Origin of the sequence: Meiothermus cerbereus DSM 11376 (genome assembly GCF_000620065.1) — a bacterium.
In the GTDB taxonomy this organism is placed as follows: domain Bacteria; phylum Deinococcota; class Deinococci; order Deinococcales; family Thermaceae; genus Meiothermus; species Meiothermus cerbereus.
Map to the genome: position 1 here is coordinate 68,947 of NZ_KK211063.1, position 14,942 is coordinate 83,888.

Annotated in this window: 11 protein-coding genes, 2 tRNA genes and 1 pseudogene; 5 read left to right on the top strand and 9 right to left on the bottom strand. The window is 62.3% G+C overall.

The genetic code is table 11. The features are described from left to right. Positions 1 to 133 precede the first annotated feature (133 nt). A tRNA-Leu gene (locus Q355_RS0115085) sits at positions 134 to 220 on the top strand. 14 nt (positions 221 to 234) lie between these two features. On the opposite strand, the gene Q355_RS0115090 is transcribed toward Q355_RS0115085, so the two are convergent. The 6 genes from Q355_RS0115090 to Q355_RS0115115 form a co-directional block, all read right to left on the bottom strand. Beyond that, positions 235 to 1,131 carry an MBL fold metallo-hydrolase gene (locus Q355_RS0115090; RefSeq protein ID WP_027878550.1) on the bottom strand — a complete coding sequence of 299 codons (897 nt, stop codon included), beginning with the start codon at positions 1,129 to 1,131 and terminating at the stop codon, positions 235 to 237. Positions 1,132 to 1,150: 19 nt separating this feature from the next. Continuing rightward, positions 1,151 to 2,509 (bottom strand): M20/M25/M40 family metallo-hydrolase, encoded by a 1,359-nt coding sequence (locus tag Q355_RS0115095; RefSeq protein WP_036259750.1) that lies wholly within the window; start codon positions 2,507 to 2,509, stop codon positions 1,151 to 1,153. 46 nt (positions 2,510 to 2,555) lie between these two features. Beyond that, positions 2,556 to 4,175, bottom strand: a complete 1,620-nt coding sequence (locus Q355_RS0115100; RefSeq protein ID WP_027878552.1) for a long-chain fatty acid--CoA ligase — start codon at positions 4,173 to 4,175, stop codon at positions 2,556 to 2,558. Positions 4,176 to 4,483: 308 nt separating this feature from the next. Beyond that, positions 4,484 to 5,398, bottom strand: coding sequence for an MBL fold metallo-hydrolase (locus Q355_RS0115105; RefSeq protein WP_084496153.1), 915 nt, complete (start codon positions 5,396 to 5,398; stop codon positions 4,484 to 4,486). Between the two features lie 87 nt (positions 5,399 to 5,485). Beyond that, positions 5,486 to 6,217, bottom strand: coding sequence for an endonuclease V (locus Q355_RS0115110; RefSeq protein WP_027878554.1), 732 nt, complete (start codon positions 6,215 to 6,217; stop codon positions 5,486 to 5,488). A gap of 168 nt (positions 6,218 to 6,385) precedes the next feature. Next, positions 6,386 to 6,461: transfer RNA gene (locus Q355_RS0115115), tRNA-Arg, on the bottom strand. Between the two features lie 43 nt (positions 6,462 to 6,504). On the opposite strand from Q355_RS0115115, the gene Q355_RS0115120 reads away from it, so the two are divergent. Then, on the top strand, positions 6,505 to 8,367 hold the full coding sequence (locus Q355_RS0115120) for a peptidyl-prolyl cis-trans isomerase (protein ID WP_027878555.1): 1,863 nt from the start codon (positions 6,505 to 6,507) through the stop codon (positions 8,365 to 8,367). 95 nt (positions 8,368 to 8,462) lie between these two features. After that, positions 8,463 to 8,879, top strand: a complete 417-nt coding sequence (gene ndk / locus Q355_RS0115125) for a nucleoside-diphosphate kinase (protein ID WP_027878556.1) — start codon at positions 8,463 to 8,465, stop codon at positions 8,877 to 8,879. Here the strand turns inward: ndk and uvrB are convergent. Then, positions 8,876 to 10,876, bottom strand: coding sequence for an excinuclease ABC subunit UvrB (gene uvrB / locus Q355_RS0115130; RefSeq protein WP_027878557.1), 2,001 nt, complete (start codon positions 10,874 to 10,876; stop codon positions 8,876 to 8,878). The genes ndk and uvrB overlap by 4 nt on opposite strands. Positions 10,877 to 10,954: 78 nt before the next feature. Here uvrB and Q355_RS0115135 point away from each other — a divergent pair, with 78 nt between their 5' ends. Both Q355_RS0115135 and Q355_RS0115140 read left to right on the top strand, forming a co-directional pair. Further along, positions 10,955 to 11,191, top strand: a complete 237-nt coding sequence (locus tag Q355_RS0115135) for a ribbon-helix-helix domain-containing protein (protein WP_027878558.1) — start codon at positions 10,955 to 10,957, stop codon at positions 11,189 to 11,191. After that, positions 11,191 to 11,589: a type II toxin-antitoxin system VapC family toxin gene (locus Q355_RS0115140; protein ID WP_027878559.1), complete on the top strand. Its 399-nt coding sequence runs from the start codon at positions 11,191 to 11,193 to the stop codon at positions 11,587 to 11,589. Before Q355_RS0115135 ends, Q355_RS0115140 begins: the two co-directional genes overlap by 1 nt. 49 nt (positions 11,590 to 11,638) lie before the next feature. Here Q355_RS0115140 and Q355_RS16105 read toward each other — a convergent pair whose 3' ends face one another. Together Q355_RS16105 and Q355_RS16945 are read right to left on the bottom strand one after the other, a co-directional pair. Then, positions 11,639 to 14,368 carry an S-layer homology domain-containing protein gene (locus Q355_RS16105; RefSeq protein ID WP_084496154.1) on the bottom strand — a complete coding sequence of 910 codons (2,730 nt, stop codon included), beginning with the start codon at positions 14,366 to 14,368 and terminating at the stop codon, positions 11,639 to 11,641. A gap of 253 nt (positions 14,369 to 14,621) precedes the next feature. Beyond that, a pseudogene (locus tag Q355_RS16945) lies at positions 14,622 to 14,942 on the bottom strand (hypothetical protein); the annotation flags it as partial.

Genomic DNA, 14,942 nt, shown 5'->3' on the forward strand with positions numbered 1-14,942 from the left:
TTTTGGGCAAGGGGGTACGGTTGCGATCGCATTTTTGGGCACAAAATAGCATGTAACGCCTTTTGTAACGGGGCGGTACACAGGGTGTTCTCCTTGACAACCGCCCAAAGCCCGACTAACCTAATGTTTGCCTGCCGGGATGGTGGAACTGGTAGACACACTATCTTGAGGGGGTAGCGAGCGCAAGCTCATGCGGGTTCAAGTCCCGCTCCCGGCACCAAACACAACTCCGCTCTAGCTCATCACCTCTTCCGGGTGGTGCTTGTTCCAGTAGCGCACCAGCCCATCCACGCTCATCCAGGAGGGGTCGGCCAGCTCGTACTCCTGCACCTCTTCCTGGGAAAGCCCCGCAGCCCGCAGGGTAGCGGCCACGTAGGCCTCGAACTCGAGCACCATCTGCTCGCGGGTGAGGCCGGACTTGATTTTTTGCTTGATCCAGTCGGCCCACTCCAGCAAGCGGGCCTCGAGCGCGTCCAGGTGCGGCCCAACCTCTTCGGTCAGGCCAAAGTGGGTCAGGTAAATCTGGCGCAGGTTTAGCTGGCGCAGCCGGGCCAGGGATTCGCGCCACAGCTCAATGTGTATCTCCGGTGGGGGGCAGGGGGGCAGCACCGGGCCGCGGCCAATCTTGACCCCGGTAACGTCGCCGCCAATCAGCACATCGCCCATCCGATAGGCGTGGTGGTGGTAGGCGTGGCCGGGGGTCTCGAGGGCCTGGATCTGCACTTCGCCAACCTGGATGACCTGGCCGTCTTGCACAATCTCAATCTGAGCCTCCGGCACGTGGCCCATCTGGCCCCACAGGGTTTCCATCTGGTCGCCGTAGATGCGGCTGGCCGAGGCCCAGAGCTTGCTGGGGTCTACCAGGTGTGGCGCCCCTTTAGGATGCACATAAATGGTCGCGCCCCGCTCGGCCATGCGCCAGGCTGCGCCGGCGTGGTCGAGGTGGATGTGGGTCACGAAGACATGCTTGACGTCGGAGGCCGCGTACCCCAGCGAATTGAGGCCGTCCAGCAACACCGAAAAGCGCGACTCGGGCCCGGTCTCGAAGAGCACAGGCCCTTCTTCAGTTTCCAGCACAAACGAGGCAATCACCCTGGGGGCCCGGTCGTGAAGGTCGAGGATGTGAATCACAGGCCCATTGTACCGAGCCTTAGTCCCAGATGTCAGCAAAGCCGTCCAGAATCCGGGCGATGTGCCGGGCGGCGTTGTGAAAGTCCTGGATGCGCACGTTTTCGTTGGGGGCGTGGGTGCGGTTGGTGATGCCAAAGCCCACCCCGGCGTCGATGACCGGGATGTTCAGGGGCCGGGCAAAGGCATATACCGGCGAGCTGCCCCCGGTCAGGGGGATGAGCTGGTAGGGCTTCTGGTAGACCTCTTCAGCCGTGCGGGCCGCGAGCTGTACCAGGGGGTGGTGGGGGTCGGAGCGGGCCGGGAACATATAGTCGGCGTGGGTTATCTGTACGTCGGTAAAGCCCTCAGCGTCGAGGTAGGCGCGCAGCTTTTGCAGGATGTCGGTGGGGTTCTGGTCGGGCACCAGGCGGAAGTCGAGCTTGGCCGCGGCCCGGGCCGGAATGACGGTCTTGGTGCCTAAGCCCTGGTAGCCGGTGGTGATGCCCTGGATGTTGCAGGTAGGGTTGAAGACCGCTTTGCGGAGCTCAAAGCCGCTCAGGTTTTTCACGAAGCCTCGCACCCCAAAAGTCTGGCGCAGGTGGGCCTCGAGGTCGGGCAGGTTGCGCAAGAGCTCGAGGTCCAACTCGGAGATGGGCCGCACATCGTCGTAAAAACCAGGGATCAGGATGCGCTCGTTCTCGTCCTTCAAGGAGGCCAGCACCCGCACCATCCGCCAGGCCGCGCTCGGCAAGATGTGGGCGCTGCCGGAGTGGGCATCGCGCGAGAGGGTCTCGACCTCGAGCTCCACCGCCAGAATCCCCCGCCGGCCCAGCGAGGTTCCGGGCCGCTCCTCAAAGTCGATGCCCCCCTCTTCCCAGATGGCCCCGTCGCAGCGGAGCAACTCCAGGTGATCCTGCACAAACCTGGCAATGCCGGGGCTGCCCACCTCCTCGTTGCCTTCGACCACAAAAAGCACCCCACATGGCAGCTCTCCCCCATGCGCGGCCCGCACCGCATCCACCGCGGCCAGGCGGGCTATAAACTCGCCCTTGTCGTCCTTGGCCCCACGGGCAAAGAGCTTGCCGTCGCGGATTTGCGGCACAAAAGGGGGCGAGTCCCACAGCTCCAGCGGCTCGGGGGGTTGTACGTCGTAGTGGTTGTAAAAAAGCAGGGTGCGCTCAGAGCGGCCCTGGGCCCGACCCACAATCACCGGGTTGCCATAGCCCTCAATTTTCCAGGTCTGGAAGCCGTGCCGCTGCAGAATCTGCTCCACCAGGTCGGCACATTCCAGCAGGCCCTGGCCCGTAGCCGAGACGCTGGGCTGGGCGCAGAGCTGGATGGTTTCTTGCAGGTAGGCCTCGAGGTTTTCCTCCAGGTAGCGGTCTATAGCGCTGGGCATAGCTAGAATATACCCCGCAGCCTCCTATTGGCGCTGTAGCCAGCCCTCACTGCGAGGCGGACGGGGTCTTGTAGTTTCTAAACTGCTCGCGCAGCCTGGACTTGAGGAACTTGCCCGTGCTGGTGCGGGGAATTTCGTCCAGGAACACATACGCATCGGGCAGCCACCACTTGGCAAAGCGGGCCGCCAAAAACCGGGCCAGCTCCTCCGGGGTGGCCTGCTGCCCTTCCTTGAGCACCACGGCGGCCAGGGGGCGCTCATCCCATTTGGGGTCGGGGATGGCAATCACCGCGGCCTCCTTTACCGCCGGGTGGGCCATCAGGGCGTTCTCGAGGTCAATCGAGCTGATCCACTCGCCCCCCGACTTAATCAGGTCTTTGGTGCGGTCGGCGATGCGGATGTAGCCCTCGGGGTCTATCGCCACCACATCGCCGGTGCGGAACCAACCATCCGGGGTCCACTTGTCGGACTCCTCCTCCAGGTTGTAGTAGCTTTGGGCCACCCAGGGCCCCCGCACCTGCAATTCTCCCAGCGACTGCCCATCCCAAGACACCTCGCCCTGCTCGCCCATGGCCCGAATTTCCACCCAGGGGGTGGGCAGGCCCTGCAAGGCCCGGTAGCGGTACTCGAGCTCCGGGTCGCCCCGCAGATGGCGCTTGAGCCGGCTGACGGTGCCCAGGGGGCTCATCTCGGTCATGCCCCAGGCGTGCAGCACGGTGTGGCCAAAACGGTCGAAAGCCCGGATCATGGCCTCTGGGGCCGCGCTGCCCCCCACCACCATCTCCATGGGTTTTAGTTGCCAGCGGGTCGGCTCCTTCTCCAAGGCCTGCAGCACCCCCAGCCAGATGGTGGGCACCCCGGCGGTCTTGGTAACCCCTTCCGACTCGAACAGCTCCAGCAGGCTTAGCGGGTCGAGGTGGGGCCCCGGCAGCACCAGCTTGCAGCCCGCCATGACCCCCGTGTAGGGCAGCCCCCAGGCCAGCACGTGGAACATGGGCACCACCGGCAAGAGCACATCCTGGCCGCCCAGGTTCAGCGCATCGGGCAGGGCCGAGGCCAGGCTGTGCAGCGCGATGGAGCGGTGGGAGTAGACCACCCCTTTGGGCTTACCCGTGGTGCCAGAGGTATAGCACATGGCGGCGGCCTCGAGCTCGCCCAGTTCGGGGTAGATGAAATGGTCGTCCCCCGAGGCCAGAAAGTCTTCGTAGTTGAGCATACCCTCCGGCACCGGCTGGCCCGAAAGGGGCACCACAATCACCCCGTCCAGCCTAACCTGCTCCCGCACGGCCTCAAAAAGCTTCAAGAGCACATCGTCCACAATCAAAAACCTATCCTGGGCATGGTTGATGATGTAGGCGATGTCCGAGGGGTGGAGCCTGAGGTTCAGCGGATGCAGCACCCCACCCGCCAGCGGTACACCAAAGTAGGCCTCGAGGTGGGCATAGGTGTTCCAGGAGAGGGTGGCCACGCGGTCGCCTTTCTGCAACCCAGCCTTTTGCAGGGCCGAGGCCAGCTTGCGCGAACGCTTGTAGAAATCGCCATAGGTGTAGCGATGCAACGACTTATCGGGCAGCCGGGTCACGATTTCTTCTTTGGGGAAAAGCTTTCCGCCCCGCTCCAGCAAGTGCGGCAGGGTCAGGGGGAAATCCATCATGGTGGACTGCATAGGCGCCTCCTTGGCTTTTACTCTGGCTCGATTTTACGCCCCACAGTGGGTTTTGTCTGCTGGGCGCCGCATGCTCCAGTTGACTTTACTGCAGCGATAGTGGGGGCGAACTACACAAGCGGGGGTTTTGGCCACGCCGCGGGCCGGGCGCTTCGGGTTTTGTTCTTTTTCTGGGGCCCCCGCCTGAAGTGCTAGCAACAGCCCAAAAAACGATAGTGTTCCAACAGTCCCCAACGGAACGATTCAGGCAAGGTTCATATAAAACCCTCCCCAGGCCTCTGGGGAGGGTGCGGCCCGCCGGCACTCCCTCAGAACACAAAGAAGGCCGGCACAAACTCGTAAGCGTTGCCCGAACGCCGCACATAGCCCACACCTGGCCAGGCAAAGTGGTAGCCCACCACCATGATCCGCTCGGCTGCAGCAGCCTGCCACAGCCGGGCCCGGGTGGCCACCGCCTGCTGGGGGTTGGCATCAAAGCCCAGGTAGTGCTCGGGGAAACGGAGAGACAGGATGTAATGCCCCCCCGCGTCGCCCAGGTGCCACAGCGTCCGCCCACCCGAGCTCACCTGCACGGCCAGGTGACCCACGGTGTGGCCGGGGGTATCCACCGCAGTTACGCCGGGGGCGATCTCGGCGCCGGGGCGCACCAGGGTAAAGCGTTCGCGCAGGGCCACCAGGTTGGCCGGTGGGGTGGCCTGGGAGAGCCAGAACTGGAACTCGGTTTCACCCATGATGTGCTGAGCGTTGGCAAACACCGGCTGCCCATCGCGCAGAAGGCCGCCAATATGGTCGCCGTGGCCGTGGGTGATGAAGACGATGTTGATGTCGGCAGGCCGCAGGCCGGCGTTGGCCAGGTTCGTTAGGAGCTGCCCGGCCTGGCCCCGACCGGTGTCGATGAGAATCTTGGCCCGGCCCGTATCAATGACCATGGGGTTGAAGTTGTTGATGAACTGGGTGGGCTCGAGGAAGTTTTCACGCAAGGCTGCCTCGAACTCGGCCTGTTTTCCGGGGGTCGCACCCCAGTTGGGAAAGGCATTGCCGGGCGGGGTCTGGCCGTCGCTCAGCACCGTAAGGGTAAAATCGCCCAGCTTGAAGCGGTAATATCCGGCGCCATTGGGCATAGCGGGTGTCGGCTGGGCCATTGTGGGCATGGTGCCAGCCGCAGCTACCGCACCGGTAGTGCCCAGTAGCTTAAGGGCTTGACGACGAGACAATTTGGTCATATAGGCCTCCTTAGGGTTTTTTCATTTTGGTTGACGAAATAAAGTACACAAAAAACCATAGTTTAGGGGGCTGGATCGAAATTGGGCTCACCTCACATTGCCCCTAACTTCGCCCTTCCGCTCCGCTGCAGCCAGCCGCCGTTTTGCCCCCGCCTGGAGGTGGGCCAGGCGCAAGGGCTCGGGTAAGCGGGTCTTTCCCACGAGCGACCGCACAAAAGCCAGGCTTTCTGCCAGGCCCACCCGGTGGCCGGGCGAAACCACCAGGGGCCGAACCCCGGCGCGGCTGCGGTACACCCAGCCAATCTGGGTTTCGCCGTCCATCAGTCGCACTGCCGAGCCCGCCTCCAGGGGCAGCTCCTCCTCTGGCCGACCAAACAGCAGGGTTTTGGCCACCCCAATGCTCGGTAGATCCAGGTGTACCCCCAGGTGGGCGGCAATGCCCAACCGCCTGGGATGGGCGATGCCCTGACCGTCTACCAGCAACACCTCGGGGGCATGGGATAGCTGGGCCAGGGCCGCCAGGTAAAGGGGCGCCTCGCGGAAGGACAGGTAGCCAGGAAGGTAGGGAAATAGCTCGGCCTCGTCCATCTGAACCGCGGCGACCTCGAGCGCTGCCCCCTGGGCCTGATCCCACAGCACCGCCACCGCCACCGAAGGGCCTTTTTGCCGGGAAAAGCGGGTGGGATGCGAGGCGTCGAGGGCCACAATGTAGCGGGCTGGGCTGGGGTTACCTTCCAGTACCACCGCTTCGGCCAGGGCTTTTTGCAGGGCCCTGGCCTCTGCCAGGTTTCCGGGCCGAACAAAGTCATGGGCCTTCATGTCACACATCGAAACAAAATTTCCAAACCCGCGCGCCAGATATGCTACAATCGGCCCTTGGTGTAGGTTCGCTGATGCTTAACCCTGGTCTTACCTTATGGGGGTACAAAGAGTTCAGTGGGAGATGCTACCGAAAAAAAGGCCGGGTATGCCCCGACCCCAAAAACTTGGCGCACCCGACAGGACTCGAACCTGTGACCTTTCGCTCCGGAGGCGAACGCTCTATCCACTGAGCTACGGGTGCATAAGCACAAAGAAGGGTAGCACCGCATAGAGGAGGCAGTCAAGTGTTTGGAATCAACAAAAAAGTAATTGCGGTCATTTTCGGGGTTCTGGCCCTGGCCTTTGTGGTGGGTTCGGTTTTGCTGTTCACGCCCCAGGGCCAGCGAAGCACCCAGGGCAAAGTCGAGCTAACTGTCAATGGGCGTCCGGTTTACGAACTCGAGCTGGCTCGAGCCCAGCAAAACGACCCCATTTTGAGCACCAACCCCCAGGGGCTTTTGAAAAAGCTGGCCGAAATCAACTTCGGCGACCGGCTGATCGTAATCACGGCGCTGGCGCAGGACACCGCCCGCATCAGGGTCTCGAGCGGGGAGCTGAAAAAAGAGATCGATAACATCAAAGAGCGCTTCGGTTTGCAAAAGAAAGAAGACTACGACCGCTTCTTGACCCAGGTTGGCTATACCGACTCGCAGCTTCGCAACGAGCTGCGCGACCAGATTCGCATCAACAAGCGCATAGAGGAAATCCAGAAAAAAGCCGAGCCCACCGAAGAGGAGATGCGGCTTTACTTCGAACTCAACCGTGAGCAGTACAAAAACGAAGAGCGGGTACAGGCCCGCCAAATTGTGGTTGACGACAAGGCCACTGCCGAAAAAATCTACGCCGAAGTTTCTGCGCCAGGCGCCGACTTCGCCGCCATTGCCAAAGCCAACTCCAAGCTCAACGCCGAGCAGGGTGGGGCCCTGGGGGCAGCGGCGGGCAAGAGCGAACCCGGCCCGGTTACCCGGGTGGTCTTCCCCAACGCCGTGGCCGATGCGGTCTTCAAGCTGCGCGACGGGCAGATCAGCAAGCCCATCGAGGCCGGGGGCCGCTTCTACATCGTGAAGGTAGAAAAATACCTCCCGGCGGGCGATGTGAAGTTTGAAGAGGTCAAGGATCGGGTCAAGGAAGATGCCAAGCGCATCAAGGGCAATGGGGCCCTGGAAGCCTACCTCGAGGAGCTGCGCGCCAAGGCCAACGTCAAGTTTGCCCAGGACGCCACCTTCAAGTTTGAGAATCCGGTGGTCGCCAAAGTGGGCGATGCCGAAATCAAGCTTTCCGAAGTAACCCAGGTGGTGTTTGCCAACCCGCAGGTGCCCCAGCTGGTGCAGCAGGGTCTGGGGGAGCTGGCGGTGCAGTTCTTCATGCCGCAGACGCTGGAACAGCTCATCAACCGGGAAGTGATTTACCAGGCGGCCAAGCAGTTGGGCCAGCCTTTCTTTGGTTCCAAGACTGATATTGCCAATCAGGCCCAGCAGTGGAAAACCCGCGACGTTACCGTCACGGATGCCGAGGTGCGCAAGTACTACGACTCCAACCTGGCCAACTTCACCATCCCGGCCTCGGCCAAGGTGCAGGCGGTCAACTTCGCTAAGGAAGACAGGGCCAAGGCCGAAGCCTTCCGGGCCGCAGCCCTCAAGGGTGGCAAGCTCGAGGATCTGGCCAAGGCCAACAGCGGAACCGTGCAGGACTACGGGGTGGTCAATCCCGGCACCATGCCTCCGGTGCCCAACCGCCTGGTCTTCCTGACCCGCGGCACCTTCCCCAAAGGCCCGCTGGGCGAGGTGAGCGAGGTGGTGAAGCTCGAGGACCAGAGCTTCCAGGTGCTCCTGGTCAACGAGCGCAAGGCCGAAGTCCTGCGCCCCTTCGAGGAAGTGAAAGAACAGGCCCGCCAGCAGGTGCTGGCTGCCCGCCGGGCCGAGGCCGCCCAGAAGTGGGTCGAGGAGGCGCGCAAGGCGGCCAAGGTGGAGAACAACCTGCAAAAGGTGCTCACCGCTTTGACACCTAAGGAAGAGCCCAAGCAAGAAGAGCCCAAAACCAATCAAAACCAGCCGGGCAACAACCAAAACAACCCCTCCACCCCGGCCAATCCTCCGGCCAACCGCTAAACCCGCACGGTTAGGTGCCCCTCCCCGTTCAGGGGAGGGTTTTTGCTACGTCGCCCTTCTGCAAATGGCCGGTAGCGTGTAAACTCTTCTGCGGTATGGAACGCACCTACATCATGGTCAAACCCGACGGCGTGCGCCGGGGCCTCACCGGCGAAATCATCAACCGCATCGAGCGCAAAGGTTTCAAGATTGTGGCGATGAAGAAAATGCTCATCCCCCGCGCGACCGCCGAAATCCATTACGGTGAGCACCAGGGCAAGCCCTTTTTCGAGGGACTGGTTAACTTCATCACCAGTGGGCCGGTGGTGGCCATGGTGGTCGAAGGCCCTGGGGCCATCGCCGAGATGCGCCGCCTGATGGGGGCCACCCGCCCCTGGGAAGCCGCGCCCGGCACTATCCGCGCCGACTTTGCCACCACTGTGGACGAGAACATCATCCACGGCTCGGACAGCCCCGAGAGCGCCGCCCGTGAGATCGGAATCTTCTTCAAGCCCGAAGAAATTATCGGCTAGCGCCGCCGTCTGCGCTTGCCCTTCCCGGCGGTGGTGGGTTCGGGCAGGCCCTTGATGCGGGCCTCGAGGCTGCGCATCTGGTCGCGCAAGGAGGCGGCCTTCTCGAAGTCGAGGGCCTCGGAGGCCGCCCACATCTCGGTCTCGAGCTGCTCCAACAAACTCTGGAGTAGAGCCGGGTCGTCCAGGGCTACCTCGGCGGCTTCGGCCTCATAATCTTCGGGCTTGACCACCTTACGCACCGCTTTCTGGATGGTGGCGGGGGTGATGCCGTGTGCAGCGTTGTAGGCCTCCTGGATGGCCCGGCGGCGGTTGGTCTCCTCGATGGCCGCCCGCATCGAGTCCGAGATGGTATCGGCGTAGAGGATGACCTCGCCTCCCACGTTGCGGGCGGCCCGGCCAATGGTCTGGATGAGCGAGCGCTCCGAGCGCAAAAAGCCCTGCTTGTCGGCGTCCAGAATGGCCACCAGCGAGACCTCGGGCAGGTCGAGCCCCTCGCGCAGCAGGTTGATGCCCACCAGCGCATCGAAGTAGCCCAGCCGCAGGTCGCGCAAGAGGGCCTGCCGCTCGAAGGCGTCGAGCTCGTGGTGCAGGTAGCGGGCCTTCACCCCGTGCTCCACCAGGTAAGCCGTGAGTTCCTCGGCCATGCGCACGGTGAGTACCGTTACCAGGGTGCGCTCCCCCCGCGCCGCGCGGGTGCGGATGGCCCCCATCAGGTCTTCGATCTGGCCCTGGGAAGGCTTGACCGTGACCTGGGGATCCAAAAGACCGGTGGGGCGGATGATCTGCTCGACCACCCGACCCGAGACCTCGAGTTCGTAGGGGCCAGGGGTGGCCGATACAAACACGAGCTGCCCCACCCGCTCCAAAAACTCGCCAAACCTGAGGGGGCGGTTATCGAGGGCGCTGGGCAGGCGAAAGCCGTAGTCCACCAGGGTTTTCTTGCGCATGTAGTCGCCGTTGTACATGCCCCGGAGCTGGGGCACGGTCACGTGCGACTCGTCGAGCAACACCAGATAATCGTCGGGAAAGTAGTCCAGCAGGGTGTAGGGCGGCTCGCCGGGGGCCTTGCCCGACAAAAAGCGGCTGTAGTTCTCGATGCCGGGGCAGGTGCCCATCACTTCCAGCATCTCGAGGTCGTAGAGGGTGCGCTCCTTGAGCCGCTGGGCCTCCAGTAGCTTGCCCTCGGCCTCGAACACCTTGAGCCGCTCCGCGAGCTCCCGGCGGATTTCCGGGATGGCCTGCTTCAGGCGCCACTCCGGGGTGGCGTAGTGGCTGGCCCCCAGCAGCACAAACCCCGGCAGGTCTTTGAGCCGGTCGCCCGTCACCGGATGCACCACCGTCACGCGGTCGATGGTATCGCCGAATAGCTCGATGCGGATGGGCTCCTGCTCGTAGGCCGGCCAGACCTCCAGCACCTCGCCTTTAGCCCGAAAACGCCCGGCCTCGAGCTGCAAATCGCCCCGCTCGTACTGCAAGTCCACCAGCCGCTCGATCAGGCGCTCGCGGGGCAACTCCTGCCCCACCTCCACGATCAGGCTCATGTTCTTGTAGTCTTCGGGGCTGCCCAGGCCGTAGATGGCCGAGACCGAGGCCACCACGATCACGTCGCGCCTTGTGAGCAGGCTGCGGGTGGTGGAATGGCGCAGCCGCTCGATCTCGGGGTTGATAGCGGCATCCTTCTCGATGAACAAATCGCGCCCCGGCACGTAGGCCTCGGGCTGGTAGTAGTCGTAGTAGCTGATGAAAAACTCCACCGCGTTCTGGGGGAAAAGCTCGCGGAACTCCGCGGCCAGCTGCGCGGCCAGCACCTTGTTGGGGGCCATCACCAGCGCCGGGCGCTGCAAGGTTTCGATAACCCGGGCCATGGTCACGGTCTTGCCGGTGCCGGTCGCGCCCAAAAGGGTTACAAAACGCTCCCCATCGCGCAGGGCCTCGGTGAGCGCTGCGATGGCCTGGGGCTGGTCGCCTTTGGGTTCGGGGCCCTGGTAGCGGAACATTAGCAGCTAGTGTACAGCCACCCAATGGATTATGTTTGTATCGAAACTCGCATTGGCAAAGTATGCTAACATAAACATATGAAGCGCACCACCATCTACCTGGATCCCGAACTCGAGCTCCTCCTCAAGCTCGAGGCCCGGCGTTCAAAAAAGTCGGTGGCCGAGATTATCCGCGAGGTACTGCGCAAAGGTATCACACCAAAACGCCCGCGCTCACGGTACGTCGGCGCTTTCGATAGCGGCCATACCACCGACGCCGAGCGTTTTGAAGAAGTGTTGGACGAGCTGGGGTTTGGTGACCCGGAGAACAGTTAATGCTCCTGGACAGCGGCATCCTTTTTGCCTATTACAACCGCCGCGATGAGTGGCATCAGGCGGCAGTTCGTCTCTTGGACGCAGAAGAAATACTGCTGCTGCCAGCCCCGGTCATCCCCGAAGTGGATTATTTGCTTGGAAAGCGCATGGGCTTGGCCGCCCAGATGGCGCTCTACGAGGATATCGGGTCACAGGTCTACCAGGTAGTCGAGCTATCCGAAGCCGGATACCCGCGGGTTTTAGAGCTCAATCGGCAATACCAGAGCCTCCGCCTGGGCTTTGTAGACGCCGCCGTAATCGCCATTGCCGAGGAGCTGGGCATCGGACGGATCGCCACCCTCGACCGCCGGCATTTTGGGGCGGTAGAGTCTAAAATCGGGCTCGAGCTGTTGCCCTAAAACAAGAACCCCGCCCGAAAGGGCGGGGTAGGTGCAACTGATCCTGGGTTTACCAGCTGTAGGTGTAGGAGATACGGAAGCCGTAGCTGAAGTTGTCGGTGCCACCGGTGGTGAGTTTGCCAGTGTGGTAATCCAGACCGATGCCTGCGTAGCGATAGGTAAAGAGCAGGCCCGAGAGGGTGAAGTCTACCGCACCGGTGTTATCAGAGTAGAGGAAGCCGGTGGTGTGGCTGTAGAGCTGGTCTTCTACACCTGCAGTGGCAGAGGCCAGACCTTTACCTTCATAGGTAGCATACCTGACCGCCAGGGTGCCGCCGCGGAAGAAGAAGTTGGAAAGGCTGAGCCCAGCATGCCAGTAGGACTCAGAGCGGGAAGTACCGCTGATGTCAGAGCTGCGCTGTACGTAGCTGCCCTCAAGGCTCGGTTCGATGAAGCCGAGGTTAATCGTGTCAGTCTTGACCAACGCACCGAACTTCAGTGCAGTACCCGTAGCGCTACCGCCAGCGCTGTTGAAGAAGACGAGCGGGGTGATGCCGAAGGGACCAAACTTGGTCTCGAGCTTAGCGCCAGCCTTGATGTCGTTGCGGTCGTAGTCACCAGCCGCAGCGGTCTCGCTCTGGCGGTACTCAGCGAACAAGTCCAAACCCTTGATAAGGGCATTGGCAGCCTTGCCATCATGCGACAGCTTCACACCGTAGCTGCTATCGAAGCGGTCACTCCCGGTCGCCAGCGCACCACCCGAGTCAGTTACGTTGTAGAAGTAACCGAACAGGCTGAATCCAGCAAACAGCGGAACCGTAGCATCCACACCCAGGCTGTTGCGAATGCTGGCAGCAGTCTCAAAGAAATCGGCATCGCGGTCGTACTGACCGGTCAAGGTAACGAAGCCCAGACCCACGGTGGCCTTCACACCGAAGCCACGCTCGTTGTCGTCGTAGGGGCGCTTGTTGTCGCGGCTGGTCTGGAAGTCAATCGAGAGACCGGCGTTGTTGGCGTTGTAGCCACTCTCAGCAAACTGCGGGTCAATAGCGCGGGCGTTGGCTTCAATCGAGATCGGACCCAGGCTGGTCGAGAGCTTGATGACCGAGGCCTGATCTACCTTGGTGGAATCGGCGAAGTCCCAGTTGGCCACATTGACCGGCTTGGTGGCTACATACTCGGCTTCCAGGCCCAGTAGCCCAAACAGCTTGCCGTTCAGGTCTAGGGCAAAACCGGTACGACCCAGGTTGGGGCCAGAGAATTCGCGTACGTTGTACTCAGCGTAGCTCACCCCGGCTTTCAGGCCCAGCAGATCGACGACGGAGCGGATACCGAAGTAATCACGCACCCCGCCGGAGTTGCCGCCTACCACAAAGTTGCTATCACCCGTACCCCCAAACACCACGGTGTAGGTGGGGCTGAAGGGGGCTTTGCTGGCGTTGAAGTCCACCTTGAAGCCACGGCCTAGACCACCGGTATAGTTGGGGTCGGCGTTGGACATGAAGTAGTTGGTGAAGCGGAAGCCGTTAAAACGGTTGTAGGCAACGCTGAAGGACTGGCCGTCAATGTTACCCCGAACCGAGGCCACCATTACCTGGGGGATACCCGAGGCTACGTTCTGGGTGAAGCCAGTGCTCGGCAGGGCATCTTCAAGACGCGGAGCACCGTCCTGGGTCCAGCGCAGCTGGATGCGGGCTTCCTGGAAGTTGAAGCCAGCAGTGCTGCCTGGAGTGCGGCTTACAGTGAATGTGGTGATGATACGGGCCCGGTTATCGCCGCCGTTGTTGAAGTCAGCGTCGTCGACGGTTTGGCCGTTGTCGTTAGCATCCCAGTTGTAATCGTCCCACACGTTGGGGTACAGGCGGCGTACATCGTAGTTGGCACCGGTGGTGTAGTTGTAACCGTAGCGGCCGGAGATGCTACCCGTCAGGCTGGGGCGGGTGCCTTCCACAGCAGCCAGGCGGCTATCCAGACCGCCCACACGGGCATCCAGGGCGCTCACCCGGTCGGCCAGGCGCACCAGGTCGCTGCGCAGGGCAGTGGCAAACTCCTGGATGGCGCTGACATCTTCCTTGTCGGCAAAGCTGCCGAAGTCCACATCGCCCAGCTGCTTCTCGAGGGCGGTCACGCGGTCTTGCAGACTGAGCACGTCCTGGTTCAGCAGCACGGCCAGCTCGTTGAGGGCGCGGATGCTGTCGGCGTCAGCCTCGACCTGGGTCTTGAGGGCGGCCACATCGCCCTCCACGCCGTCCAGGCGCTCGGCCAGGATCTGGGCCTGGGCCAGGGCAGTGTCGGCGGCCACGCTGGCGGCTTCCACGCGGTCGGCCAGGTCGGCCAGGGCGGCTTCGTCCATGCCGGCAGGCTCGGCCTTCATGTTCTTGAGTTCTTCGATGGCGGCCTCGAGGCGGGCGATGTCATCCTTGGAAGCGGCGTTGTCTTCCAGGGCCGAGACGCGCACACCCAGGGCGGCCAGCTCGGCGGCCAGTTCCTGCACTGCGTTGCGGATGGCGGTCATGTCTTCATCGCTCATGCCGCTGCCGTCAGCCTTCACGCACTCGCCACCCTGCTGAATCTCGCTCAGCAAGCGCTGGAAGATCAGGGCGGCCTGGTAGCGGGTCAGGTTCTGGTTACCACGGAACGTCCCGTCGGGGAAGCCCGTGATAAGACCGCAGGCTGCGATGCGCTCGACGGCTTCTTTGGCCCAGTGTCCGGCGGGTACGTCGGAGAACTGTGCCTGACCGAAGCCTAGACCGAGTACGGTCAGCAACCCAGCCAAGTAAACTACTAGCTTCTTCTTCATTCTGCCTCCTCAAACTCTCATGCGATGTCCAGGTGGATGCCGCACAAGAACCTGATGTTGCGGAGGCGCGGGATTTTTTGCTGGGGCGAGTTGCCGTGTTTCCTCTCCCAAAAATCCCTTCCATCCGCAACGGACGCCTGGCAAGAGACAAACCCACTCACGGGGCTCAAAAAACTCTCACCTTGCGCATCCGGGGGCATCATACCTGCGTGTTTAGCGGGTTGTCAAGTATGAACAAGCACTCGGGTGCATCTCAGCAATTCCGTACAGGGAAAGCCCTCCACCTCAGGGCCTCGAAGGCCACCAGCGGATGGGAACTACATAGCTGGGCGCGGTGGGCTGCTGTGCGCGAAGCCCCAGGGCGACTCCACTGCATCCCCGAGCGTTTCATGCGGGCACCGATGACATGCTTGTTCATCCCCTCCACCTGGCCTGAACCGATGGGCCAGCCCCGGGCTTTATAGGCCGGGTAGTCCATCCGATCGGCCCGTTGCTCCAGGTACTGGATTGCGCTGCGGGCCTCTTCCGACCAGCCCAGCTCCAGCATGACCTGTTCGAGATACTGACTGGCATG

Excerpts from the sequence above, each read along its gene's own strand:
- Q355_RS0115095 (WP_036259750.1), bottom strand. The coding sequence starts at position 2,509 with ATGCCCAGCGCTATAGACCGCTACCTGGAGGAAAACCTCGAGGCCTAC.
- Q355_RS0115100 (WP_027878552.1), bottom strand. The coding sequence starts at position 4,175 with ATGCAGTCCACCATGATGGATTTCCCCCTGACCCTGCCGCACTTGCTG.
- Q355_RS0115105 (WP_084496153.1), bottom strand. The coding sequence starts at position 5,398 with ATGACCAAATTGTCTCGTCGTCAAGCCCTTAAGCTACTGGGCACTACC.
- Q355_RS0115110 (WP_027878554.1), bottom strand. The coding sequence starts at position 6,217 with ATGAAGGCCCATGACTTTGTTCGGCCCGGAAACCTGGCAGAGGCCAGG.
- ndk (WP_027878556.1), top strand. The coding sequence starts at position 8,463 with ATGGAACGCACCTACATCATGGTCAAACCCGACGGCGTGCGCCGGGGC.
- uvrB (WP_027878557.1), bottom strand. The coding sequence starts at position 10,876 with ATGTTCCGCTACCAGGGCCCCGAACCCAAAGGCGACCAGCCCCAGGCC.
- Q355_RS0115135 (WP_027878558.1), top strand. The coding sequence starts at position 10,955 with ATGAAGCGCACCACCATCTACCTGGATCCCGAACTCGAGCTCCTCCTC.
- Q355_RS0115140 (WP_027878559.1), top strand. The coding sequence starts at position 11,191 with ATGCTCCTGGACAGCGGCATCCTTTTTGCCTATTACAACCGCCGCGAT.
- Q355_RS16105 (WP_084496154.1), bottom strand. The coding sequence starts at position 14,368 with ATGAAGAAGAAGCTAGTAGTTTACTTGGCTGGGTTGCTGACCGTACTC.